The organism is Kiritimatiella glycovorans (assembly GCF_001017655.1).
In the GTDB taxonomy this organism is placed as follows: Bacteria; Verrucomicrobiota; Kiritimatiellia; order Kiritimatiellales; family Kiritimatiellaceae; genus Kiritimatiella; species Kiritimatiella glycovorans.
In genome coordinates this window covers 2044828-2068941 of sequence record NZ_CP010904.1, presented here as the reverse complement: position 1 = coordinate 2068941, position 24114 = coordinate 2044828, and the positions used below count along the sequence as shown (strand labels likewise).

20 protein-coding genes and 1 riboswitch are annotated in these 24114 nt (G+C 64.7%); of the genes, 12 read left to right on the top strand and 8 right to left on the bottom strand.

What is annotated here, in order from left to right; translation table 11 throughout:
• Nucleotides 1-18: 18 nt before the first annotated feature.
• Together tkt and L21SP4_RS08740 are read right to left on the bottom strand one after the other, a co-directional pair.
• Complete coding sequence (gene tkt / locus L21SP4_RS08745; protein ID WP_236682491.1) at nucleotides 19-2007, bottom strand: transketolase; 1989 nt, start codon at nucleotides 2005-2007, stop codon at nucleotides 19-21.
• Between the two features lie 191 nt (nucleotides 2008-2198).
• A complete protein-coding gene (locus L21SP4_RS08740) occupies nucleotides 2199-3761 on the bottom strand; it encodes a glycoside hydrolase family protein (RefSeq protein WP_052882292.1) in 1563 nt (520 codons plus the stop codon).
• Nucleotides 3762-3919: 158 nt separating this feature from the next.
• Here L21SP4_RS08740 and L21SP4_RS12455 point away from each other — a divergent pair, with 158 nt between their 5' ends.
• The 7 genes from L21SP4_RS12455 to L21SP4_RS08710 all read left to right on the top strand — a co-directional run bounded on the left by L21SP4_RS12455 (nucleotide 3920) and on the right by L21SP4_RS08710 (nucleotide 10215).
• Nucleotides 3920-4162 (top strand): type II toxin-antitoxin system VapB family antitoxin, encoded by a 243-nt coding sequence (locus L21SP4_RS12455; RefSeq protein ID WP_074041435.1) that lies wholly within the window; start codon nucleotides 3920-3922, stop codon nucleotides 4160-4162.
• Nucleotides 4159-4569, top strand: coding sequence for a type II toxin-antitoxin system VapC family toxin (locus tag L21SP4_RS08735; protein WP_052882291.1), 411 nt, complete (start codon nucleotides 4159-4161; stop codon nucleotides 4567-4569). The genes L21SP4_RS12455 and L21SP4_RS08735 overlap by 4 nt, the downstream gene beginning before the upstream one ends.
• A gap of 245 nt (nucleotides 4570-4814) precedes the next feature.
• Nucleotides 4815-4932: riboswitch (FMN riboswitch) on the top strand.
• Between the two features lie 122 nt (nucleotides 4933-5054).
• On the top strand, nucleotides 5055-6254 hold the full coding sequence (gene ribB / locus L21SP4_RS08730) for a 3,4-dihydroxy-2-butanone-4-phosphate synthase (RefSeq protein ID WP_144413875.1): 1200 nt from the start codon (nucleotides 5055-5057) through the stop codon (nucleotides 6252-6254).
• Nucleotides 6255-6367: 113 nt separating this feature from the next.
• Entirely contained in the window at nucleotides 6368-7531 is a 1164-nt protein-coding gene (nusB, locus tag L21SP4_RS12745) for a transcription antitermination factor NusB (RefSeq protein WP_160300769.1), read from the top strand.
• Nucleotides 7531-8427, top strand: a complete 897-nt coding sequence (ftsY, locus tag L21SP4_RS08720; RefSeq protein WP_052882288.1) for a signal recognition particle-docking protein FtsY — start codon at nucleotides 7531-7533, stop codon at nucleotides 8425-8427. Before nusB ends, ftsY begins: the two co-directional genes overlap by 1 nt.
• Nucleotides 8424-9608 carry a bifunctional diaminohydroxyphosphoribosylaminopyrimidine deaminase/5-amino-6-(5-phosphoribosylamino)uracil reductase RibD gene (gene ribD, locus L21SP4_RS08715; RefSeq protein WP_052882287.1) on the top strand — a complete coding sequence of 395 codons (1185 nt, stop codon included), beginning with the start codon at nucleotides 8424-8426 and terminating at the stop codon, nucleotides 9606-9608. The genes ftsY and ribD overlap by 4 nt, the downstream gene beginning before the upstream one ends.
• Nucleotides 9589-10215 (top strand): riboflavin synthase, encoded by a 627-nt coding sequence (locus tag L21SP4_RS08710; protein WP_052882286.1) that lies wholly within the window; start codon nucleotides 9589-9591, stop codon nucleotides 10213-10215. The genes ribD and L21SP4_RS08710 overlap by 20 nt, the downstream gene beginning before the upstream one ends.
• 28 nt (nucleotides 10216-10243) lie before the next feature.
• On the opposite strand, the gene L21SP4_RS08705 is transcribed toward L21SP4_RS08710, so the two are convergent.
• Genes L21SP4_RS08705 through leuB form a run of 3 tightly spaced genes read right to left on the bottom strand, consistent with a single transcriptional unit; the run spans nucleotide 10244 to nucleotide 13384 of the window.
• The gene (locus L21SP4_RS08705) at nucleotides 10244-10897 is read right to left on the bottom strand and encodes a potassium channel family protein (RefSeq protein WP_052882285.1); all 654 of its coding nucleotides are present in this window, start codon (nucleotides 10895-10897) and stop codon (nucleotides 10244-10246) included.
• Between the two features lie 13 nt (nucleotides 10898-10910).
• Nucleotides 10911-12287 (bottom strand): TrkH family potassium uptake protein, encoded by a 1377-nt coding sequence (locus L21SP4_RS08700; RefSeq protein ID WP_052882284.1) that lies wholly within the window; start codon nucleotides 12285-12287, stop codon nucleotides 10911-10913.
• A gap of 5 nt (nucleotides 12288-12292) precedes the next feature.
• Nucleotides 12293-13384: a 3-isopropylmalate dehydrogenase gene (leuB, locus tag L21SP4_RS08695; protein WP_052882283.1), complete on the bottom strand. Its 1092-nt coding sequence runs from the start codon at nucleotides 13382-13384 to the stop codon at nucleotides 12293-12295.
• 201 nt (nucleotides 13385-13585) lie between these two features.
• Between leuB and L21SP4_RS08690 the strand changes: the two genes are divergently transcribed.
• The 3 genes from L21SP4_RS08690 (at nucleotide 13586) to fusA (ending at nucleotide 17978) form a co-directional block, all read left to right on the top strand.
• Entirely contained in the window at nucleotides 13586-14725 is a 1140-nt protein-coding gene (locus L21SP4_RS08690) for a hypothetical protein (protein WP_160300768.1), read from the top strand.
• Nucleotides 14726-14743: 18 nt separating this feature from the next.
• On the top strand, nucleotides 14744-15364 hold the full coding sequence (locus L21SP4_RS08685) for a hypothetical protein (protein ID WP_052882281.1): 621 nt from the start codon (nucleotides 14744-14746) through the stop codon (nucleotides 15362-15364).
• 574 nt (nucleotides 15365-15938) lie between these two features.
• Nucleotides 15939-17978, top strand: a complete 2040-nt coding sequence (fusA, locus tag L21SP4_RS08680) for an elongation factor G (protein WP_052882280.1) — start codon at nucleotides 15939-15941, stop codon at nucleotides 17976-17978.
• An 83-nt stretch (nucleotides 17979-18061) separates the two neighbouring features.
• Here the strand turns inward: fusA and L21SP4_RS08675 are convergent, their stop codons facing one another.
• From L21SP4_RS08675 to L21SP4_RS08665, 3 genes are all read right to left on the bottom strand, one after another.
• Complete coding sequence (locus tag L21SP4_RS08675; RefSeq protein ID WP_052882279.1) at nucleotides 18062-19684, bottom strand: NAD+ synthase; 1623 nt, start codon at nucleotides 19682-19684, stop codon at nucleotides 18062-18064.
• Between the two features lie 156 nt (nucleotides 19685-19840).
• A complete protein-coding gene (gene guaB / locus L21SP4_RS08670) occupies nucleotides 19841-21334 on the bottom strand; it encodes an IMP dehydrogenase (protein WP_082116651.1) in 1494 nt (497 codons plus the stop codon).
• A gap of 354 nt (nucleotides 21335-21688) precedes the next feature.
• Nucleotides 21689-22246, bottom strand: a complete 558-nt coding sequence (locus L21SP4_RS08665) for a nucleotidyl transferase AbiEii/AbiGii toxin family protein (RefSeq protein WP_052882278.1) — start codon at nucleotides 22244-22246, stop codon at nucleotides 21689-21691.
• A 155-nt stretch (nucleotides 22247-22401) separates the two neighbouring features.
• On the opposite strand from L21SP4_RS08665, the gene rlmN reads away from it, so the two are divergent.
• Both rlmN and L21SP4_RS08655 read left to right on the top strand, forming a co-directional pair.
• Nucleotides 22402-23442: a dual-specificity RNA methyltransferase RlmN gene (gene rlmN / locus L21SP4_RS08660; RefSeq protein ID WP_052882277.1), complete on the top strand. Its 1041-nt coding sequence runs from the start codon at nucleotides 22402-22404 to the stop codon at nucleotides 23440-23442.
• A 203-nt stretch (nucleotides 23443-23645) separates the two neighbouring features.
• Nucleotides 23646-24101, top strand: a complete 456-nt coding sequence (locus L21SP4_RS08655) for a division/cell wall cluster transcriptional repressor MraZ (RefSeq protein WP_052882276.1) — start codon at nucleotides 23646-23648, stop codon at nucleotides 24099-24101.
• The last annotated feature ends 13 nt before the right edge of the window (nucleotides 24102-24114 follow it).

The following is a 24114-nucleotide window of genomic DNA, read 5'->3' as shown; positions in this document are numbered from 1 at the left end:
ATTTCATCCCGCCGGGCTTCATTTCACCATTTCGCAGGCCGTCTCGTAGACGTGGTCCACGGTGAATCCGAACTCCTGTGCGATGCGCGCGGCCGGGGCCGAGGCGCCGAAGTGATCGATGCCGATCACGCGGCCTTTCGCCCCCGTATACCGCTCCCAGCCGTATGTCACGCCGGCCTCGACCGCCAGGCGGCACTCGACTTCGGGCGGCAGGACGCTCTTCCGGTACGACTCGTCCTGGGCTTCGAACAGCTCGCGCGAAGGCATGCTCACCACGCGGACGGCCGTGCCCTCGTCCGCCAGGCGGCGGCCCGCCTGCAGCGCGAGATCCACCTCCGAGCCGCTGCCGATCAGAATGATCTGCGGCGTGCCGTCGCCGCTCTCCCACAGCGTGTAGGCGCCGCGCTCGAGGTTCGCGGCCGGCGCGCACTCCTCGCGGTCGATGACCGGCAGCCCCTGGCGGGTGAGCAGCAGCGCCGTCGGCCCTTCGCGATGCTTCAAGGCCTGGACCCAGGCCGCGCCGGTCTCCGTGGCGTCCGAGGGACGGATCACCGTCATGTTCGGAATGATCCGCAGGCTGGCCAGGGTCTCGATCGGCTCGTGCGTGGGACCGTCCTCGCCGACGTAAAAACTGTCGTGCGTCAGGACGTAAACCGCGGGCTGCTTCATCAGCGCCGCCAGCCGGATCGCCGGGCGCATGAAGTCGGCGAACACCAGGAAGGTCGCGCCGTAGGGGCGGAAGCCGCCGTGCAGGGCGAGGCCGTTGAGGATCGCGGTCATGCCCAGTTCGCGCACCCCGAAGTGCAGGTTGCGGGGTCCAAAGCAGCCCGCCGCGACGTCGCCGCCGTCATCGATCAGCGACTTGTTGCTCGGCGCCAGGTCGGCGGAGCCGCCGACGAGGGGAGGGTAGGCGGCGGCCATCTTCTGGATCACCGCCCCGGAGGCCTTGCGCGTGGCGATCTTGTCGCCCGCCTTGAATTCGGGGAGGTGCGCGGCGAGATCGGCGGGCACGTCGCCGCTCATGTGCAGATCCCAGAGCGCGGCACGCTCGCCGTCGGCCTTACGCCACTGCGCGAAGCGTTCGTTCCATTCCCGCTCCGCCGCGGCGCCCTGTTCCGCCACTTCGGCGAAGGCGGTGCGCACCTCGTCGGGCACGTGGAAGAGTTCGTCCGTCGGCAGTCCCAGCGCCTTCTTGGTCGCCTCGACCTCGTCTTCGCCGAGCGCGGCGCCATGGGTCGCCTCCGAGCCTTCCATGTTCGGACTGCCCTTTCCGATGCGGGTATGGCAGATGACGAGCGTGGGGGCGTCCACGCAGGCGCAGGCCTTCTCCAGCGCGGCGTCGATCTCGTCGTAATCGTGGCCGTCGATCTCGAGGACGTTCCAGTGATAGCCCTCGAAGCGTTTGCGGACATCATCGCTGTAGGACAGATCCGTATCGCCCTCAATGCTGATGTTGTTGTCGTCGTACAGTACGACCAGCCTGCCGAGTTTCAGGTGGCCGGCCAGCGCGAAGGCTTCGTGCGAGGCGCCCTCCATCAGGTCGCCGTCACTGGCGATCACCCAGGTGCGGTGGTCGACCACGGAGGTCTCGTCCGTGTTGAACCGCGCCGCGAGCATCTGCTCGGCCAGGGCGAATCCGACGGCGTTGCAGCATCCCTGGCCGAGCGGGCCGGTGGTGGTTTCGACGCCGGTCGTGTGGCCGTACTCGGGGTGGCCGGGCGTCCGGCTGCCCCACTGGCGGAACTGATTGAGCTGGTCGAGCGGAAGATCGTATCCGGCCAGATGCAGCAGCGAGTAGAGCAGCATCGATCCGTGACCGGCGGAAAGCACAAAACGGTCGCGGTCCGCCCAGTCGGGGTTGGCGGGATTGTGCCGCAAATACTTCGTCCACAGCACCGTGGCGACGTCCGCCATCCCCATCGGCATTCCGGGATGACCCGATTTGGCCGCCTCCACGCCGTCCATCGAAAGGCCCCGGATCGTGTTCGCGATAAGTTCTCTGTTCAAAACGACCTCCTCGTCGGTTGAAATGATCTGTGTGCCGCGGCCTGACGCCGCGCGGATACAGCGGGAAACACTACCGGGACTTCGCGCGCGGGCAAGAATAAAGCGCAGGAGAGCCCGGAGGTGAGCGGAAAAAAGGGGAGCATCTCCGGTGGAGTGCCCGCGGGCTGAACGGGCCGCGACGCGTCAGCCCGTCACGGACGCAAAGAGGGTTCGTCTCCCTCCACCTCCGACAGACGCAATAGGGCGAGGGCGGTATCGATCGCACAATTGTCCCAGTTGTTGCCCTTGTTCGTCCCGTCGGAGTACCAGAAGGTGCGGTATTGACCTGTTTCGGGATCGGCGGCGGCGACCTGGGTGTTGGCGAGGGAACGCGCCTTTTCGAGATAGAGCGCATCGCCGATGGCTTCATAGGCCTCGATGAACCCGTGGATAATGTGGGCGGCGGAGGCGTTGATCGGACGGTAGCACCAGTACTGTTCGAGGGCGCAGGGGGTCATGGCGTTGCTCCAGCGCAGGGTCGGCGGTTCCCAGATGATGAACTGGTCTTCGGCGAAGCGCAGCAGCTCCCGGGCACGTTCGACATTTCCGGGACGTTCTTTGCGATGACGCAGCAGGTAGCGTGCGTAATCCACGGCGGCGTAATGAGAGAGATTCAGGTAGGGGGCACAGCGCGGGATGTCCTCGAATTGCCCTTCCCAGTGAAAATTCCGCATGGGATGGGTTTCGATCCATGCCACGGCGCGGTCGCGCATCTCGACGAATTCCTCCGCTTCGTAATCTTCGATGAGCCGGTCGAGCAGGAGAATCAGGCGCGCCGGGATCATCCTGTTTGCGGCATCGGGTGTTCCGGTGGCATGGAGCACGCGCAACGGCCATGTTCCGGAGGGAAGCTGGGTGCGGCGATAGGTTCTCATCATGCGCCATACGGCCTCGCGATATCGTGCGTCGCCGGTGAACTCGTACAGATCGAGCAGCGACGAGGCGCTGTCGACCGGCTCCGTCAGCATCAGGCGCCCCTTCGCGCGGTCGTCCCACCAGTCCGAATTTTGCGCCACACGGTGCTCGTCGTCGTAGGTGGGAACCAGTCCGGCGAATGGAGTCCCGCCGGGAAAGGCCATGTCCAGCAGCAGATCGGCGACGAAAACGGCCGCGGCGCGCGCTTCCCTGCGAACCTGTGCGTCTTCCGTATGTTTCGCCAGGGTTACCATGCCGCGTACGGCAGAGCCGAACGTCTTGGAGGGATAACACCCGTAGTGGTAATAGCCGGGCTCGCCCCGGCGCCAGTGCCGGTAGTGCGGCTGGTTGTACTGGAACATCAGGGCCTTCCGTGCACTCTTGGCGTAGGGGGTGTCTGCGGGGCCATACGGCCCGTTGTAGCTCGGGGCCTTAAAGAAGGTTCGCTCGCCGACCACGCGGACCACGCTCCCCGTTGCCGTCAGGGATTCAACCGTGAGGGTGGTCTGTCCCGTAGGAAGCTCGTCCCAGAGCGGGGTCAGAGGGGCGTAGGGAACCCGGGCTTCAAAGGTCCACCTTTCATCCATTCCCGCCGCACGAAGCGTATAACGGTATCGTTGGTGAACGGGTGAAGGGTCTGCCTTGATGTAAAAGGCGGGGGGATAGATGAACCGTGACGAGTACTCGTTCCAGAAAAATTGTTCGCCCGGGCTGCCGGGACGGATCGGTTCACTCGCGGGTTCTGCGATCCCCCACGCCGTCATCCATAACACCGCCCACGCCACCCACCAGCGCATCATCTCATACTCCCTTGTGAAGTGTACCTGATTCCACACACCTCACGGCTAAAGATAACGAAATGTAAAAGGGGGGTCAAGTCGATCGATTCCTCGGGGCTGCCGGGTGGCACGAACCCATGTGTTGACACATAAAATGTGTAGGGTGTATAGAGAAGTGTATGAGAACCAATATAGTTCTGGACGATGCGTTGGTGCAGGAGGCGATGCAATACTCCTCGGCTCGGAGCAAGCGGATGCTCGTTCATGAGGCCCTGGCTACTTTTGTGGTCGTGAAGCGCGAAGAACAGAAGCGGGCTTCGTATCAGGAACGGCTCGCCGATGTGCGCCGGCGCGTGGGCGAACGGCGCATGAGCCTGTCGGCGGTGGAGGCGATACGGGCGGACAGGAAGCGTGACGCATGAGAATCGTTCTCGATACGAGCGTGGCCATCGCCTGGTACCTGAATGAGCCGTTCTCGTTTGAGGCGCGCCGCTGGCAGACCCGTTGTGCGGAAGGACGGGATAGGGTGATGGTCCCGACGCTGCACTACCAGGAGTTCGCGAACGTTCTTCGAACGTACACAAAACGCGGTGAGCTTGACCCGGAACTGGCCGAGGACATCTACGGGCTTCACTGTGAAGCCCCCCTCGAGGTCACGGATCCCCCGCGTGCCGGACTGCTTAAGACGGCGTATGACTATGATGCGACCGCTTATGATGCTGCGTACATCCTGTTGGCCCTGACCGTCGACGCCCGGCTTCTCACCGCGGAACGAACCACCACTCCGTGGGTGGTGAAGCTTGGTGAGCGCGTCACAATCGTCGGGTGACCTCCGGTCCCCCTCCTGAATTCAACATCGGGGCACTCAGGGGAATATCGTACTCGTACGCGTACTCGGAGCGAAGAAGGTGCGATTTTTTTCCAGTCCAGCAAATCGAGTACGAGTACCGCTTCGCTACGTACGAGTACGAATTATGTTCACCCCTTCATGCCCTTCATGGTTGATCTATCCTCTCTCCTCTTTCCCCCGGATTTGACTTGCCTCGCCGGGGCGCTGCGGGGCAAAGTGACGGTTCGCGACTTCAGGATAGGGTGCGATTCCCGACCGGCGGTGAAAGCCCGCGACTCCCGAGAGGGACTGACGCAGTGAGATTCTGCGGCCGACAGTAAAGTCTGGATGGTAGAAGCGCGGCTGTTCCGCCCCGGAGGGCGCGGCAAGATCCTGAAGCGCGAAGGCGTTTCAGGATTTTTTTATGAAGCGCCGGAAGGGAGCCCCTGTATATGAGTGCTGAAGGAACGGAACGAGAAGCCCTGGTGCCGGACCCGCTGCCGGAAGTGATCGAGGATATCCGCGCCGGACGGATGGTCATCGTGGTCGACGATGAACACCGCGAGAATGAAGGCGACCTGATCTGCGCGGCGGAACACGTCACGCCCGAAATGCTGAATTTCATGGTCGCCCGCGGACGGGGCCTGGTCTGCGTGCCGATGGCGGGCAGCGAGCTGTCGCGGCTGGGGCTGACGCGCATGATGCCGCTTCAGGAGGAGGGCGATAAGTATAAGACCGCGTTCATGGATTCGGTCGACGTCAAAGAAGGCACGACCACCGGGATCAGTGCCGCGGAACGCGCTCTCACCGCCCGCGCCCTGGCCGACCCCGAAGCGGCTGCGGACGATTTTCTGAAGCCCGGCCATATGTTTCCGCTCAAAAGCGCGAACGGCGGCGTGCTCGAGCGCGCCGGGCATACGGAGGCGACGGTGGATCTGGCGCGCCTGGCGGGGTGCCGCCCCGTCGGGGTGTGCTGCGAGATCCTCAACGACGACGGCACCATGGCCCGCAGAGACGACCTGGTCACGTTCGCGCGCGAACACGGGCTCAAACTTACGACGCTTGCAGAAATCGCCCGCCACCGATTTATCCACGAGGATCTCGTCGAACTGGAACGCGAGGTCAGAATGCCGACCGATTACGGCGACTTCAGGATGCGCATGTACGTTTCGGAAGTCGACCCGCTGCCCCACCTCGCCCTCATCCGCGGGGAACCGACGGAGGAACGCCCGCATCCCATGGTTCGGGTCCACAGCGAATGTCTCACCGGCGACGTCTTCGGGTCGCAGCGCTGCGACTGCGGTCCGCAGCTCAGGACCGCGATGCGCCGCGTCAGTGAGTACGGCTACGGCGCGATCGTCTACATGCGCCAGGAGGGGCGGGGGATCGGTCTTTCCAAGAAGATTCACGCCTACGAACTTCAGGAGAAGGGCATGGACACCGTGGAGGCCAACGAGCACCTCGGATTTCAGCCCGATCTGCGCGACTACGGAATCGGCGCGCAGATCCTGCGGCACCTCGGAATGCGCCGCATCCGGCTGCTGACCAACAACCCGGCGAAGATCGAGGGACTCGATAAATACGGAATCCGGGTCGAGGAGCGCGTACCGCTCATCCTTCCGTGTTCCGAGTACAATGCGCGCTACCTGAAGACGAAGAGGGAAAAGCTACGGCATATGCTGTGAGCTGTCGCCGCGCACGCGCCGACAGGAGCATGACGGCGAAGACGCCGTGAAAACAACAGGGAATGGGATGGTTCAAACGTGAACCGGGCCTTCCCGCAAGGGGAATCGTACGTATGAACGAGCAGAAGGGCATGGCGGAATCATTCGAGGACCTGCCGGCACTGGCGGCGCAGACACGCGACGGGCGCGGAGGCGCGCAGGGTCTGCGCTTCGCGATCGCGGTCAGCCGGTTTAACCTCGCCCTGACCGGCGAACTGGCGCGCAGTGCGGTCGACGCCCTCCGCGGCGCGGGCGCCCGCCAGGAGGACCTTACGGTATGCTGGGCGCCCGGCGCCGGCGAACTCCCGGGTGTTCTCGCCGCACTCGCGGAACAAAGCTCCTTCGACGCCCTGATCGCGCTCGGGGCGGTGATCGAAGGCGAGACCTCCCACGCGCGGATGATCATCCGGTCGACCGGCTTCGCCCTGCAGGAGCTGGCGCGGAGCACCGGCACCCCGGTGATCAACGAGATCGTCGGCGCGCCCTCCTGGGCGCATGCCGAGGCGCGCTGCCGCTACGGTGAAGGCAGCCGCGGGTGGTACGCAGCGGAGGCGGCGGTCGAGACCGCGAATCTCTACCGGCGGATCCGGGCCCCGCACCCCCCGCCGGTCTCGCCCCCTCCGCCGGTTGAACCGACCCCCTCGCCGGAAGTCCCGGAAACGGGTGCGGCGGAGCCGGAGATCTGGCAGCCCTCGGCCCGGCCGGATCGCGGGGAACCGCAGCCCGGCGACGAACCGTCGCCGCCACCTCCTTCCGAAGAGCCTGAGCCGGAATCCCGGCCGGCCCGCGGACGGCGCGAAGCGCGTCGCTGGGCCGTGCAGATGCTCTACCAGGCCGACCTCAACCCGTCGCCGATCGAGGAGCTGTTCGCCTCCTTTTTCGAAGACAAGCGGCCGGTGGCGCGATTCCGGACTTTTGCGGAGAAGACCGTGCGCGAGGTCATGGCGAGGCGCGGGGAACTCGACGCGCGGCTGCAGTCGTTCACCCCCAACTGGGAGGTGGAGCGCATGGGATGTGTGGACCGGAACATCATGCGCGTGGCCCTCTACGAAATGTTTTATCGCGACGATATCCCCCCGGTGGTCTCCATCAACGAGGCCATAGAAATCGCCAAGGATTTGAGTTCGGACGAATCCGCGCGCTTCGTCAACGGCGTTCTCGACAAGGTGCGTAAATCGATCAGCCGCCCGGCACGGACGGTGCGTCCGGGGCCGGTGACGGGGGAGGAAGAGGAGTGATGGCGTCTTGGCGTGAAGCCCTGCGCAAGACCCGCCGCACCGTACGCCGGGGTCTCGGTACGCTGTTCGGGGGCGGCCGGCCCTCCGAAGAGGCGGTCGAGGAGCTGGAGGAAAACCTGCTGGCCGCCGATCTCCCGGCGCGGCTGGCGATGGAGCTGGTCGAGACGGCGGAGGCGTCGGGCGGAGACGGGTTGCGTGAGGGAATCGAGCGGCGCCTGATCGAGGAACTGGGACCGGCCGCGCCGGTCTCCTGGGCGGAGGCGCCGCGCCCGATGACGGTGCTGCTGGTGGGCGCGAACGGTTCGGGCAAGACGACCACCGCGGCAAAGCTGGCCCGGCGGGCGGCGGGAAACGGCCGCAAACCGCTGCTGTGCGCGGCCGATACGTTCCGGGCCGCCGGCACCGAACAGCTCGCACTGTGGGCGGAACGCGTCGGCTGCGACGTGGTCCGGGGGCAGCGCGGGTCCGATGCCGCCGCCGTGGCCTACGATGCCCAGCAGGCGGCGCTCGCGCGGGGGGCGGACACGCTGCTGGTGGATACCGCCGGCCGTATGCATACCCGCGAACCGCTGATGCGCGAGCTGGGCAAAATCTCCCGCGCACTCGAGAAGGGGCGGGAGCACGCGCCCGAAGAGACCTGGATCGTGCTCGATGCCTCGATCGGCCAGAACGCCGTGGCGCAGGCGAAGTTTTTCCATCAGGCCGTGCCGCTGACCGGTGCGATCCTGACTAAACTGGACGGCTCGGCGAAAGGCGGGGCGGTCTTCGCGGTGCGACGCGAACTCGGGATTCCCCTCCTTTACGCCGGACTCGGCGAGGGCGAGGAGGATCTCGCGCCCTTCGATCCGGAATCGTTCGTACGATCGATATTTGAAGAGGACGACGAAGGCGTATGAAGGACGGCCGGGCCATGGAACGCGCACTGGAACTCGCGCGGAAGGGCGAGGGGCTGACGCGCCCGAACCCGCCGGTCGGCGCCGTGCTCGTCCGGGGCGGCGAGGAGATCGCCGCGGGATACCACCGACGCGCCGGCGGCCCGCACGCGGAGGCCGCGTGCCTCGCAAGCGCCCCCCGGCTGACTCCGGCGCAGTGGTCGCAATCGACCCTCTACGTGACCCTGGAGCCCTGTTCCACCGAGGGCCGCACCCCGCCCTGTACGCGCGCGATCCTCGAACACGGGGTGGGCCGGGTCGTGGTCGGAACGGAGGACCCCAATCCCTCCCACGCGGGCGAAGGGCTGCGGGAATTGCGCGCGGGCGGGGTCGACGTCGAGTGCGGCGTCCTGCGCGACGAGGCCGAGGCCCTGATTGCGCCGTTCGCGAAATGGATCGTGAGCGGCCGCCCACGCGTCACCCTGAAACTCGCGATGACCGCCGACGGCCGGATCGCGGATCGTGACGGTCGTTCCAGATGGATCAGCGGGCCGGAGGCCCGCACGTGCGTCCAGGCCCTGCGTCGCAGGGCGGACGCGATCATGGTCGGCTCGGGCACGGTGGCGCACGATGATCCCTCGCTGCTGCCGCGCCCCGCGGAAGGACGGGAACCGTACCGGGTGATCCTCGATGCGGACGGCCGGCTCCATCCCGGCGCACGGGTGTTTCAGGACGAGGCCTCCGCGCGGACGCTGGTGTTTACGCCGGAAGGCGCGCCCCGCGGCGAGCTGCCGGTCGAGCCGATCGAAGTGCCGGAGACGAACGGAGGCTGCGACCCCGGAGCCGTGCTGGACACCCTCGGCGAAAGAGGGCTGCTGCACGTCCTCTGCGAAGGCGGCGGGGAGATCGCCGCCGCTCTCGCCGGTGCGCAGCTGGTGGACGAGTATATCTTTTTCATGGCTCCCCGGATCCTCGGCGGAGACGCCCGCCCCGCGTTCGCCCCTATGGGGCTCGGCCTCGCGGATGCACGCGCGCTCAAGTATGAGGAGATTTGCCGCGTGGGGGAGGACCTGATGATCCGGGCCGCAAAGGGACACGGCGATAACAGAAGAGAGTGGCCGCAAACAGGCACAGAATTCACAGAAGAGGGCGGCCGCAAAGAGGCGCAGAACAAGGGAGGCAGACATGTTCACGGGAATCATTGACCGGCTCGGCGAAGTGAAGTCGATCGAGATGGAAGGCGAGGCGGGAAGAATCACGCTGCGACCGGACCGGCCGTGGGAGCGCCCGGTGAAGGTCGGCGACAGCATCGCCGTCAACGGTGCCTGTCTCACCGTTGCGGAAATGGACGGCGAGTGGCTGATGTTCGATGTGCTCAAGGAGACCTTCGACAAGACCTGTCTCGGCGAAAAGAAGGCGGGGGACCGGTTGAACCTGGAGCGCGCCCTCGCGCTGGGCGACACGCTGGGCGGCCACATGGTCACCGGCCACGTCGACGGGCTGGGTGAGATCGCGGCGATCGACCGCGTCGAGCGGGACTGGAAGTTTTCCGTTCAATGCTCGCGCGAGATGCAGATGCTGCTGGTCTACAAGGGTTCCATCGCTCTCGACGGGATTTCGCTGACGGTCGCCGAGCTGCGGCCGGACGGGTTTGTGGTCTACATTATCCCCCACACCATGGAGCAGACCGACATGTCGGATTTCGAGGCGGGCACCAAAGTTAACCTGGAAGCCGATATCCTCGGGAAATACGTCCGGCGCATCCTCGAGTTCGGCGGCGGACAGACCTACCGCATGGGGGTGGAGGGCTGAAGAGCGCTCGGCCTCCGTCTCTTTCTCCCTACGCGTCGCGGAGTTTCGCCAGTCCCTCGTTGGGGCCGATCAGGATGAGCGTATCGCCGCTGCGGAAGGCATAGTCGGCATCCGGCACGGTATGCGGTTTTTCCTGGGCCTCATTGCGGACGGCGACCACCTGGATGCCGTATTTGTGAGGCAGGTCGAGGTCGCGAAGCGTCTTGCCGATAAAGCTGTCCGGCACCGCGAACTGGCTGATGCTGTATTCCTCGCTGAATTTCAGCCAGTCGAGCACGTTGGGATTGTGCAGCTTCTCCGCCAGGGTGAGCGCCAGATCCTTCTCGGGGAAGAGCACCTCCGAGGCGCCGACCCGGGCCAGGATGCGGCCGTGGGGTTCGCTGATCGCCTTGGCGTAGATTTTACGCACGCCGAGTTCCTTGACGTTGAGCGTGATCAGGATCGACTGGCTGACCAGGCTGCCGACCGCTACGATCACCGCGTCCATCTCGGCGATGTCAAGCTGCTCCAGCGCTCTGCGGTCGGCGCCGTCCGCCACGACCGCGCGGCTGGCCGAATCCTTGAAATCCTGAACCCGGGCCGAGCTGCGGTCGATCGCCAGAACCTCGTGTCCCTTCTGGTAGAGTTCCGCGGCCAGGTAAGTCCCGAAATTTCCCAGTCCGATGACGGCGAATTGGCGCATGGGCCTCTCTCCCTTATCCGATCATGATGGTCTCTTCGGCGTAGCGGTAATATGCGGGGCGTGAACGGCTGATCGCAAGGGCAATTGCGAGGGGGCCGAGCCGGCCGACGAACATCAGGATCGTGATGACCCCCTTGCCCGCGGCGGACAGCGAGGCGGTGAGTCCCGTGGACAGACCCACCGTTCCGAACGCGCTGACCGCCTCGAAGGCAAGCTCAAGGAAGCGGCCGTGCGATTCGGAGTGGGGGACGCCGGCGAGTTCGGTGATCTGCAGGGCGACCGTACCCGCGGCGACGACCACGATACCGACGATGAAAAGACTGAGCGCGCGGTAGACGCTTTCCTCGGGGATCGTCCGGCGGAAGACCCGGGGGGAGGTGCGCCCGCGGAGACTGAACCACCCCAGCATGACCAGTACGGCTGCGGTGGTGACCTTGATCCCCCCCCCGCACGAACCCGGAGCCGCGCCGATGAACATCAGAATCATCAGCGAGAAGAGGGTCTCGTTGGTCATGCCCCCGATATCCAGGGTGTTGAATCCGGCCGTGCGGCAGCTGACCGCCTGGAAGAACGAGGCCATGAGGCGGTCGGCGGGTTCGAGCGGAAGCAGCGTGTTGCCCCTTTCCATGGAAAAGATCAGGGTCGTAGCGGCGGCGATCAGGACCGCGGTCGAGGTCAGTACCAGCTTCGTGTGCAGGCTGAGCCGCCGCCAGCGGTGCGGCTTGCGGCGCGCGCCCGCCTGCAGCTCCGCCACCACCAGGAACCCGAGACCGCCCGCGATAATCAGGCCCGCAAGCGTGAGGTTTACGACCGGGTCGTCGACGTAATTGATGAAGCTGTCGGAAAACAGCGAGAAGCCGGCGTTGCAGAAGGCGCTCACCGAGTGGAACACCGAGAGATAGAGGGCCTGGTGCGGCGGGTATCCGTTCATGAAACGGCCGTAGAGGAGCAGGGCGCCGAGGGTCTCGGCCGCGAAGGTGAATTTCGTGACGTGGATCAGGATCGCCTTCGAACTGTACTCCCCCGTGTGGGTGTAGAAGTCGCGCAGCACGACCCGCTCCGTCATCCCCGTGCGCCGGCGGACCAGCAGCAGGAAGAGGGTGGAGATCGACATGATGCCGATGCCGCCGACCTGAATCAGCGCCAGGATCACGAGCTGTCCGTACAGGGTGAAATCGAGCGCGGTATCGCGCACGACCAGTCCCGTGACGCAGACCGCGGAAGTCGCGGTGAATACCGCGTCCTCCAGCGCGAGCCGACCCTCCGCGAGCGTAGCCGCCGGGAGGGAGAGCGCCAGGGTGCCGAGGACGATCAGGAGCGCAAAGCCGGCTACGGGGACCCGCGAGGGCGTCTTGAGAAACCGCTGCCAGAGCCTGAGTGCGGGATTCACGGATGTCAGCTCCCGATTCGGTCCTTGACCTCTTCGGCGATCATGCGACCCAGCTCCGACGTGGAGGCGGATTTGGATTCGGGCGTCCGCAGATCGGCCGTGCGGTAGCCCGCCTCCAGTACGCGGTCCGCGGAGCGCCTGACCGCGTCCGCCGCATTCGCCTCGCCCAGATCGTCGAGCATCATGGCCGCCGAAAGGATCATGGCCAGCGGGTTGGCCTTGCCCTCGCCCGCAATATCCGGCGCGCTGCCGTGCACCGGCTCAAAGAGCCCCGTGCCGCCGCCGAGACTGGCCGAGGGCAGGAGACCGAGCGAGCCGCCGAGCGTCGCGGAGGTGTCGGAGAGGATGTCGCCGAACAGGTTGCCGGTCAGGATGACGTCGAACTGCGCGGGACGCAGCACGATCTGCATCGCCGCGTTGTCGACATACAAATGATTGAGTTCCACGTCGGCGTATTCGGCTTCATGCAGGGCGCGCACCGTGTCCCGCCACAGGCGCGAGACTTCGAGCACGTTGGCCTTGTCGACGCTCGTCACCACGCCGCGCCGTTTGCGCGCCCACTCGAACGCGACGCGGGCCACGCGCCGTATTTCGTCCGCGGAATAGAGCATGGTGTTCCATGCGCGCTCGTCGTCGCCTTCGCCCTCGCGCCCGACGGGCTGCCCGAAGTAGATTCCGCCGGTCAGCTCGCGCACGGTCAGCAGGTCGACGCCCGCGATGCGGTCACGCTTGAGCGGCGAGTGGTCCGCGAGGCAGGCCGGGATCGATACGGGGCGGAGGTTCGCGAAGGCGCCGAGGGCCTTCCGGAGTTTGAGCAGGCCGGACTCCGGCCGCATGGGGCCGGTCAGTTCGTCCCACTTCGGCCCGCCCACGGCACCCAGCAGTACGGCATCCGCCCCCGCACATTCCGCGAGCGTGTCGTCCGGCATCGGGTCTCCGTCCCGGTCAATGGCGACGCCGCCGGCGTTGTGTTCGGTGAATGCGAACGCGGGTCCGCCCGCTTCCGTGCAGGCCTTCAGTACACGGACTGCTTCGGCGCAGACTTCGGGGCCGATGCCGTCTCCGGGCAGCAGGACGATACGATAATGGTCAGCCATGCCAGCTCCCTTCATGGGTTTGAAAAGGATGAAATTCGTAGCAGAAGGGCGGGCACAGCGGAAGATAATTCGGAGTACGTCTGCGCTGTAGTGATCCGGCGCGATACCGGAATCCATCCCCCATCATCGTAATCGTAATCCTGCTCGTACTCGCAATCGCGCCTCCTCACGCATACGCGGAACGCGAAATAATCCCGCGCCGTGGCGGCGCGGCGATTGTTCCGCGACCCGCCCCGTGCTATCATCACGGCCATGTTGCTCGACAAGACCATCCGGTTGTTCCTCGACGGCATCGGCCGCCGGGAGGAATACGAGTTCTACCTCGAGAAATTCCGCTCGGCCGGGGGGCGCTGTTTCGCCCTGCTCGTGCCCGAACCGCGGCTGATCGGGGAAGCGGGCGAGATGCTGGCGTTCGACCTCCATTTTCTCACGCGTCTCGAATTGATGCCCGCGCTCCTGCTGGCCGGACCCGGAGCCGAAGAGGCCTGGTCGCGGCTCGAAGGCCACGGCGAGCCGCCATTCCGGCGCGTCGGGGACCCGGCGCAATTCGATGCGGTGGCGGCGGAAGGTCTCATTCCGGTTTTCGTGCGCGAAGAGGCCGGGATGGAGGAGGCGATCGGAGAGACGCTGACCTCTTCGGCCACCCGGATCCATTTCCTGCGCAGTGCGGGCGGGCTGCGCGACGCGGGCGGGCGCGAAATTCTCTACCTCTATACCGCCCGGGAGAACGGCGTACAGGTGAGCGAGAGCGACCAGCCGGCGGCGCGGACGGCGACGGAGCTTCTGGAGCGTCGTCCGGACCTGCACATTTCATTCACGTCCCCTATTCATCTCCTGCCGGAGATCTTTACCGTGCGCGGTGCGGGCACGGTCGTCCGGCGCGGGAGCGTCATCGTCCGGCATGAAGGACTGGAAGGCGTGGACCGCGCCCGTCTGGCGGCCCTGCTCGAGCAGAGCTTCGGGCGTCCGCTGCGCGATCCCGCGATTCTCGATCAATGCGCCGAGTGCTACCTCGAACAGGACTACCGAGGCGCGGTCGTGCTCGAGACGCTCCCCGAAGGATGCTACCTCTCCAAGTTCGCCGTCGGCGCGGAGGCCCGGGGCGAGGGGATCGCACAGGAACTGTGGCGCGAGGTCCGGCGCAGCCATGCGGCACTGTTCTGGCGCTCGCACCGGGGCAATCCGGTGAACCAGTGGTATGACCGCCTCGCCGACGGACGTCATGCGGTGGAGAAATGGCGGGTGTACTGGATCGGCTTCGATGCGGAACGCATCCCCGGCCTGATCCGGCGGGCGACGGACCGGCCGCCCGATTTCATGGAGGACACTGCAGCCGGTTGAAAAACAGGAGGAAAACCCATGAGACACGAAGACAGCAAAAGCGCGTTTGAATGGTGCGGGAACGGATGTACGTCTGCCGGTTCACGCGGGTCGGGGCGGAACGGAACGGAACGGGTGCGCAGGAACGTTAAGCTTTTCGTACGGCTGTTCGGCACGCTCGCATCGGTGGTTCTTGTGGCATGCCTGCTCAGCGCCTGCGAGTACACCGTATCGCTTTCGGACAAGCCTTCGAGTGCAAGAGATCCCGGCCTGACCGGTGCCTGGGAATCGGTGAAAGCGGGTGGCGACGTCGACCGGCTGACCGTCCTGCCGTTGAATGAAAAGACGTACCTGGTGGTGTTCGATCCTTCGGGTTCTGACGCGATCTATGCCCGCGCTCACCACGTGGAGCCCGCCGGGGTGGAGCTGGTGCAGCTTCGCTGGCTCGGCGCGGCCGACGGGTCGATGCCCGAGGGAGGGCGGGTGTACCAGTACGCCGCGTATGAGCTTGTGGAAGGCAAGCTGCAGGTCCGGCTGCTGAGTAAAGATGCGGTGCCGACGGACGTCGACTCGGCACGCAAGCTGCGGGCAGCCATCGCTTCGCACCGGAACGGCGCGGAACTCTTCCGCGACCCCATGGTCTTCGCGCCCCGCCCGTAGAAGATGGAACTACCGGAATCCTGTTGGCTGGAACGGTTCTCAGTATCCCCTTTGAGGGCGCGATTTGCCCTGGTGATTCGCGGCTTTTTGTGGTGGAGCCGTTTGGGGAGGAGGCGGGATGGGAGACGACAAACGTTCGTAGTAGCGCCGCAAGTCTGCCCCCCGGCAGGCAAGGCGCGTGAAGATAACGGCCCTGGCCCTGCTTCGCGGGTCTGCGGGCCTACTACGAACGCAAGAGAGAGCGCACGATTTCTTTGCCTGTGCTCTTCTCATTCCTCTTTGCGATCCCGGCGCCTTGGCGAGAGACCTTTCTTGAGTTTTCGACCACGGATTACCGATGACACGGATGGGATCTCGAAATCCGGATCGAAGTCGAAATCGGGATTCAGAGAGAACATAATTCGTACTCGTACGCGTACGCGTAATCGGTCCCTGCCTTAAGGAATAAATCCTGTAGATGCTAAAAGATTGACGACTGCGGCCGGAAATCCTTACGGTGTCGACCTTTGGCGCGCCGCTTGCCACGGTGCGTTTTGTGTTGTGGGAATCGAATCAGCGAGGAGAGGGCATACCGATGAAAGATATTCCGGTGACGGACGTTCGCAACGTGGCATTCATGGGACACACGGGCTGCGGTAAGACTACACTCATCGATTCGATTCTGGCCGACATGGGGGTCGTCGAGCGCGCCGGCTCGCCGGAGGACGGCACGAGCAACGCCGACTGGACGGAAGAGGAAAAGCGCCACGAGATCAGCATCTGGGCCAAGCCCTTCGACGGCACCTTTCAAGGGAAAAGCGGCCGCACCCGCCGTCTGGTCGTGGTCGATACGCCCGGCTTCGCCGATTTTACCGGACAGCTCCACTCCGCGGCCGCCGTGACCGATGCCGCCCTGATCGTCATCGATGCCGCCTCGGGCATCCAGGTCGGCACGACCCGTGCCTGGCGGCTGTGCGAAAAGCAGAACAAGCCGCGCGCGATCGTGGTGACCGGGCTCGACAAGGAGAACACGGATTTCGAACAGACGCTGGCTTCGATCCAGGAGGTCTGGGGCGAGCGTTGCGAGCCCGTGGTCCTGCCCGTGAACGGGATGGAAGATACGATCGACGTGCTGGATGCCGATCCCTCCTCGCTGCCCGATGAGGTGTCCGGACGGGTGTCCGATCTCAAGGGACGGCTGGTCGAGAGCGCGGCGGAGACCCGGGACGAACTGATCGAGAAGTATCTCGCCGACGAGCCGCTCAGCGCCGAAGAGATCGGCGAAGGGCTGCGCTGGGCCGTCGCGCACGGAGGGGTGATCCCGGTGCTGGCGGCCTGCCCCAAGACGGGCAAGGGCGTCCATGCGCTGCTCGAGACGATCGGGCGGCTCTTTCCCTCGCCGGAGGATATCGTGGTCCACGACGCTGAGGGTCATGAGATTCCGACGGGGGAAGACGCGCCGTTCGCGGGCCTGGTGTGGCGCTGTGTCAACGATCCCTACGTGGGCCATCTCAATTTTCTCCGCGTCTACAGCGGGACGTTCAAACTCAATGCCGAGGCGCTCAACGTGGCCAAGGACCAGAAAGAGCGGCTCGGATCGATGCTCTATATTAACGGCCGCAAGCAGGACGCGGTGCAGGAGGCGAAGGCCGGGGACATCGTAGCGCTGGCCAAGCTCAAGAATACGGAGCTGAACGACACCCTCTGCGACCCTGCGCACAAGGTGACCTTCAAGCCGATCGAGTTCCCCCATCCGGTGGCCGCCTACGCCCTGTTCCCGAAGAACCGGGGCGAGGAGGATAAACTGGGGATCGCCCTCCAGCGCGCGGCGGAGGAAGACCCCTCGATCTTCATCGAGCGCACGCGCGAAACGCACGAGACCGTGATGTGGGGCATGGGCGATATGCACCTGGAGGTCACCCTCGAGCGTATCCGCGACCGCAGTAATGTGGAGCTTGATCACCACACGCCGAAAGTGGCGTACAAGGAGACGATCACAGGGAACGGTGAGGGCCACTACCGCCACAAGAAACAGTCGGGTGGACGCGGCCAGTTCGGCGAGTGCTATGTGCGCGTCGCGCCGCGCGACCCCTCCGACGAAGAGTGGTTCCATAACGCGATCGTCGGCGGCGCCATCCCCAGTAATTTCGTCCCCGCATGCGAGAAGGGATTTGTCGAGGGCCTGCAGCAGGGACCCATGGTCGGGGCCGAGGTGATCAATGTGAAGGTCGAGTTGTACGACGGATCGTATCACGACGTGGACTCTTCGGAGGTGGCGTTCAAGATCGCCGGCTCGCGTGCGCTGCACGAGGCCCTCGAGAAGGCGAAGCCCGTGCTGCTCGAACCCATTATGCATGTGCGCGTCATGGTGCCCGAGCAGTACATGGGCGATATCACCGGCGTGCTCAACAGCAAACGCGGCCGGATTCTCGGCATGGGCGCCGAGGAAGGCATGCAGATCATCACCGCCGACGTGCCCCAGGCCGAGATGTTCAAGTTCTGCTCGGAACTGCGGAGCCTGACCGCGGGGCAGGGCACGTTTGATATGCACTTCGACCGCTACGAGCGCGTTCCGGGCAACGTGGCCCAGCAGGTCATTGAACAGGCCCGGCAGGAGAAGGATCAGTCCGCCTGATTCGGTATGTACGCGGTGTGACGAATCTGTTCCGGCCTTCGGGGAGCGGCGGGGGCCTGAAGCAGGCGGACCCCGTTTTCCGCTTACCCTCTATAGTCGTTGACCATCGGCAGCCGGCGGTCGCGTCCGAAGGCCTTGGGCGTGATGCGCGTGCCGGGCACACCCTGCCGGCGCTTGAATTCGCTGCGGTCCACCAAATCCACCACACGCTCCACGAGCGCCCGGTCGTATCCCTGCTCGACGAGCGCATCGATCCCGAGATCCTGTTCGACGTAGCCCTCGAGGATCGGGTCGAGTTCGTCGTAGGGCGGCAGCGAGTCCGAATCCTTCTGGTCCGGGCGCAGCTCCGCGGAGGGCGGCCGGGTGAGGATGGATTCGGGCAGCACCGCTCCGTGCGTCCGGTTGCGCCAGCGCGCGAGCGCGTAAAGCATGGTCTTGGGCACGTCCTTGATCGGCGCGAACCCTCCGGCCATGTCCCCGTACAGCGTGCAGTAGCCCGTCGCCAGTTCGCTCTTATTGCCGGTGCTCAGGAGCAGCCAGCCGAACTTGTTCGACAGGGCCATCGCGTAGACCGCGCGGATCCGCGCCTGCATATTTTCTTCGGCGATGTCCGGTTCGCGTTCGCCCCACACCCCGCGCAACGTCTTTTCACAGCACTCGAAGGCCTCTCCGATCGGGATGCGGAAGAATTCCGTGCCGAGGTTTTCCGCCAGGGCGGCGGCGTCCGATTGCGTGCCTTCGGAGGAGTAGGCCGACGGCATGGTCAGTGTTTTGACCCGATCCGCGCCGAGAGCGTCCGCCGCCAGCACCGTGGCGAAGGCGGAGTCGATCCCGCCGCTGGCGGAGATCAGTACGGCATGGAATCCGTTTTTGTCGACATAGTCCCGCAGGCCGGTGGCCAGCGCCCCGTACACTTCTTCGTGTTCGTCGAGTTCAGGGGCGCATTCGCCCCGGATCCGAAGCCCCTTCCCGCCGCGTGATTCGAGTTCTACCAGGCGGAAGTCCTCGTGGAAGAGGGGGGCGCGGCAGCGAACTTCGCCGCCGGGTTCGAGCGCCAGCGATCCGCCGTCGAACACCAGTTCATCCTGTCCGCCCGCCAGATTGCAGCAGATCAGCGGCGCCCCGAGTCGCTGCGAGACGGCCCGGAAGGTGGCTTCGCGTTCGCGGTGTTTGCGGCGGTGATAGGGGGATGCCGAGCAGTTGAGCACCACGTCCGGCCGCCGGTCGGCGAGCCGCGCCACCGCCGCCCCGTCCGGGAACCAGGAGTCCTCGCAGATCTGCACGGCGGCCCGCAGCGGGCCGAGATCGAAAAGCAGCGATGCCTCGCCGGCGGTGAAGAGCCGCTTCTCATCAAATACCGCATAATTGGGCAGCAGGTTTTTCCGGTAGATGCCGAGCACCGATCCGTCGCGGAGGACCGATACCGCGTTGTAGATCGCGTCCCCTTCGCGCACCGGCGCCCCGACCAGCGCGGTGATGCCGGCGGGGAGATGCTCCCGGACCCGATCCGTCTCGCGGGCGCAGTCGCGGAGAAAGTGCGGCTTGAGAATCAGATCCTCGGGCGGATAGCCGCAAACGGCGAGCTCGGGGAAGAGGATGGCCTCCGCTCCCGCTTCAGCCGCCCTCCCGGCGTACTCGAGCACGCGATCGGCATTGCGGCGCAATGCGCCTACCGTCATATTGATCTGAGCGATCCCGATTTTCATGCAGCCGGGAGGGGATTGTGGGAAGCGGGTGGCGCGATCCGGCTTGTGCCCCTTTGTGCCTTTTTGTGGCGATTCCCCTCTTTAATTCTCCTGTGCCCTTTTTGTGCCTTTTTGTGGCGATTCCGCTCTTAAACTCTCCCGTGCCCTTTTGTGGCTTCAGCTCCGGTAATTCGGGGCTTCCTTGGTGATCTTCACATCGTGCGGGTGGGCCTCGGTGACCCCGGCGGGCGTGATCCGCAGGAACCGTCCCCGTTCACCCAGTTCCGCCGGGTTGCGGCAGCCGCAGTATCCGAGACTGGAGCGCAGGCCGCCGCAGAACTGGATCATGACCTTCTGCACGGTGCCGGCGTAGGGAACCATACCCTCGATGCCCTGGGGAACGAGTTCGTCTTCCTCCGCATCCCCGAGGCCGTAGCGTTCGCGGCTGCCCGCGCGCGAGCGCATGGCGTCGAGACTGCCCATGCCGCGGTAAATGACGTACTGACGTCCCTGGTAGAGAATTTTTTCACCGGGGCTCTCCTCCGTGCCGGCGAGCAGCGAGCCCATCATCACCGTGTTTGCGCCCGCCACGAGCGCCTTCGCGATATCGCCGGAGTGGCGGATTCCGCCGTCGGCGATCACGGGGATCTCGCCGTCCAGTTCGCGGGCGACCTCGTAGATGGCCGAAATCTGCGGGACCCCGACCCCCGCCACCACGCGCGTCGTGCAGATCGATCCCGGACCGATCCCGACCTTGACGGCATCCGCTCCGGCGTCGCACAGGTCGCGCGCGGCTTGGCCGGTGGCGATATTGCCTGCGACGACCTCGATATGCGGATAGTGTTTTTTGATCCAGCGGGTCATGGCGACCACGCCCTCGGAGTGTCCGTGGGCCGTGTCGACCACGAGGGCGTCGACATCCTCTTCCGCCAGCTGCTCCACCCGGAGTTCGTCGCCGGGGCCCACGGCCGCGGCGGCCCGCAGCCGGTAATGCGAGTCGCGGTTATAGAAGGGGCGTTCATTTTCGACCAGACTCTGCACGTCCGCATAACTGTAGAGCCCGACCAGATGTCCGTCGTCCTCCACGATCGGAAGCTTGCCGACCTTGTTCCCGCGCATGATGGCATAGGCGTCCTGCAGCGACGTGCCGCGGGGGGCCGTGATGACTTCGCGGGTCATCAGCTCGCTCACGTTCGCGTTCGGGTCGGAGGCGAATTTCATGTCGCGGGAGGTGAGGATGCCGGCCAGCCGGTCTTCGGCGTCGAGGATGGGGAAGCCGCTGAACTTGTACCCTTTCCGTTCCCGTCGCTCGCGCACCTCCCTGAGCGTGTTCGAGTCGCGGAAGGTGATCGGTTGATTGATCAGGCCGTTGAGGTAATGCTTGACCCGCGAGACCTGGGCGGCCTGTTCCGCAGGGTCGAGGTTCTTGTGGATGACGCCGATTCCGCCCTGCATCGCCATGGCCGTGGCCATCGGCGCCTCGGTGACCGTATCCATCGCGGCGCTGACGAACGGAATGTTCATGCGGATATGGCGCGTGAAATCGGCGCCGAGCCCGGTTTCGGCGGGAAGGAAATCGGCGTATTGCGTCACCAAGGTGACGTCGTCGAACGTCAGCCCCATGTATTCGAAAGACTTCATGAAGGAGTCGAGATATGTGTTCCTGCTCATGGTCACCTCTTTTCAGGGTTACCATGTTCGAGCCCGCCGCGCGAGTCAAGAAGGGACAGACCCTTCGCTGTGTTTATGGAAGGGTTCCCGGGAAAGGTGGGATGCGGGAGATTCAGAGGGGGAGAGAAAATGGGATTCACCATGAAGGACATGAAGGGGTGAACATAAAAAATCTACGAAGAACCGAATCGTTTGAAGGGAGTCGTTATGGTTTCTTCTCCCGTTTTGCGTTCCATGCAGTTTTGCGGTGTGATCCGCGGATTGTTCCTGATGCAGAAATCGCAGAAGCTGATGTACTCCGCAGGCGACATCCGTTTTTTCCGGGGTTCCCGGACGCCATGCATGTCGGGATGCCTAATCATGGTCGAGTTCCTTTATCCGAGCAGCAAGTTTTGAGTAAATCCCTTCGTCCGCGAACCGTTCGCAGAGGGGTTTGAGGTCCTGTTCAGGGTCCAGATTGTTTTCAGCCGCCAGATGGGCAATGTCGGGGAAGTCCTTTTCCCATCGTTCAGCAGTTCCGTTTTTCAGCGCGAAGAGTTTCATCGAAATCAGGTCGTTCAGGCTGGGGACCTTGATCGTTGATCCGCCATATTCGACCGCATGGGCATCGGAGAGCAGGGCCCTGATGGTGTCGGCGTCAACCTGCAGGAAATCGACCCGAACGGGCGTGCCGGGTTTGTTGAAGAAAACCACATTTTCCGACTGGGAAATATTCGAGAATCCGGCCTCTTTCATGACGGTGCGTACCGTCCCCATATCCTCAGCGGCCACTATGAAGTCTACATCGATGGTCGCGCGGCTGAATCCATAGTAGTTGACGGCGTGGCCGCCGATCATGAGGAAGTCCACGCCCGCGTGTGGCAGCTGATTTCCTGCGACATCAAAAATGTATGAAATGCTGTCGCTGCGCATAGTTCTCTATTCCCAATGGTTCCGCGGAAAAGTCTAACAAACCCGGTTTTTCATCCGAGTAAAAACCGTTGCGGGCTTTTCCCGTTCCCCGTGAGGGTAAGACGGGTCCGCATCGATTCCTTCCCCGCCGCGGCGTTTCGTGCGAGGCTGGTCCGATGAAGCCGCTGATTCATAATTACAGCCGGGACGAACTCGCCACGCTGTGCGAAGAGATGGGCGAGCCGGGGTTCCGGGCGAAGCAGCTCTGGAACTGGCTGTACGTGCACCGGGCCGGATCCTGGGATGCCATGGCCAACCTGCCGCAAGCGTTGCGGAGGCGGCTGGCAGACCGCCTCGAGCTTCAGGCCTTCGCGGAGGTCGAGGTCCACGGGGAGGCGGGCGATACGCGCAAACTGGTCGCCGACCTGCGCGACGGACACCGGATCGAGTCGGTTTTGATCCCCGCCCGCGGACGCATGACGCTCTGCCTGTCCAGCCAGGTCGGGTGCCGCTTTGCCTGCGCCTTCTGCGCGAGCGGCAGGGCCGGCTTCATCCGGGACCTGGAGCCGGGGGAAATCATCGCGCAGTGGCGGACCGCCGAACGGATCTCCGAGGACGGGTCGGCGGAGCGCAAGGTTACCCACGTGGTCTATATGGGCGTCGGGGAGCCCCTGGACAATCTCGAAGCGGTGCTGAAGTCGGCCCGTATTCTCAACCACCCCGACGGCGCGAATATCGGCGCGCGGCGGATCACCTTCAGCACCTGCGGCGTCATTCCGGGAATCGAACGCCTGGCCCGCGAGCCGGAACAGTTTGAACTCTCGGTGTCGCTGCACGCGCCGGAGGACGAACTGCGCAGCCGGCTGATGCCGGCCAACCGGCGCTGGCCGCTCGACGCACTCCTCACGACCTGCGCGGACTATACCGGGAGGACCGGCCGGATCGTGACCTTCGAGTATACCCTGATCGCCGGCGTCAACGACACGCCCGCCCACGCCCGCGAACTTGCGCGCCGGCTTTCCCGCTTTCCTTCCCGCGTCAACCTGATCCCGCTCAGCCCGGTCGAAGAGTACGAAGGCTGCGCGCCCGACCCGAAACAGGCCGAACGGTTTATCCGCGAACTGGACCGGGCAGGGGTCCATGCCACGCTCCGCCGCTCCCGGGGGGTCCACCACGGCGCCGCCTGCGGCCAGCTTAGGGCCCGCGCGCAGCATTGAGCGCTCCCCGCTTTCCCGGCGCGTAAACCCCTGCGTCCTAAATCATTGCACCGGAGCCCGTCTTTCGCGCACACGGGGTCCTCCGTGGGGTGACGTTCTCTAACTCCCTCTTAACAAATAAGAAAAAAGTTTATTGACACAAGGTGGGGCGAAGTGTCACAAAGTGGGGCGAAAGGAAGGACCGTGGGAGGCAGTGCAGTCTGATGGACGGAATGGAACAGGGCGTCTTTGTAGGGACGTACCGGCACGCTTTGGATCCGAAGCGCCGGCTGACCATTCCGTCCGAGTGGCGCGCACTGATGGCGGAGACGAACCGCGTGTACGTGATCCCGGGCATCGAGGAAAGATGTCTCTATGTCTACACGGCCCAGGAGATGACCCGCCGCATGCAGAAGGTGCGCGACCTGTCGGTGGCCGACGAGAAGGCCCGCACGCTGCTGCGCCAGGTGGCCTCCCAGGCGAGTTCGGCGGTGTGGGATTCCCAGGGCCGCATCCGCATCAACGACGCCCTGCTCGAGCACGCCGGAATCGAGGCGCAGGTCGTCCTTTCGGGGGCGTTTTTCCGGTTCGAGGTATGGTCGCCCGGGGAGTTCGACCGTGTCTCGAGGGAGAGCGCGGAAGGCGGGCTGGCGGAGGCCGCCCGCTACGCCGGATTCTGACCGGATCAATTGA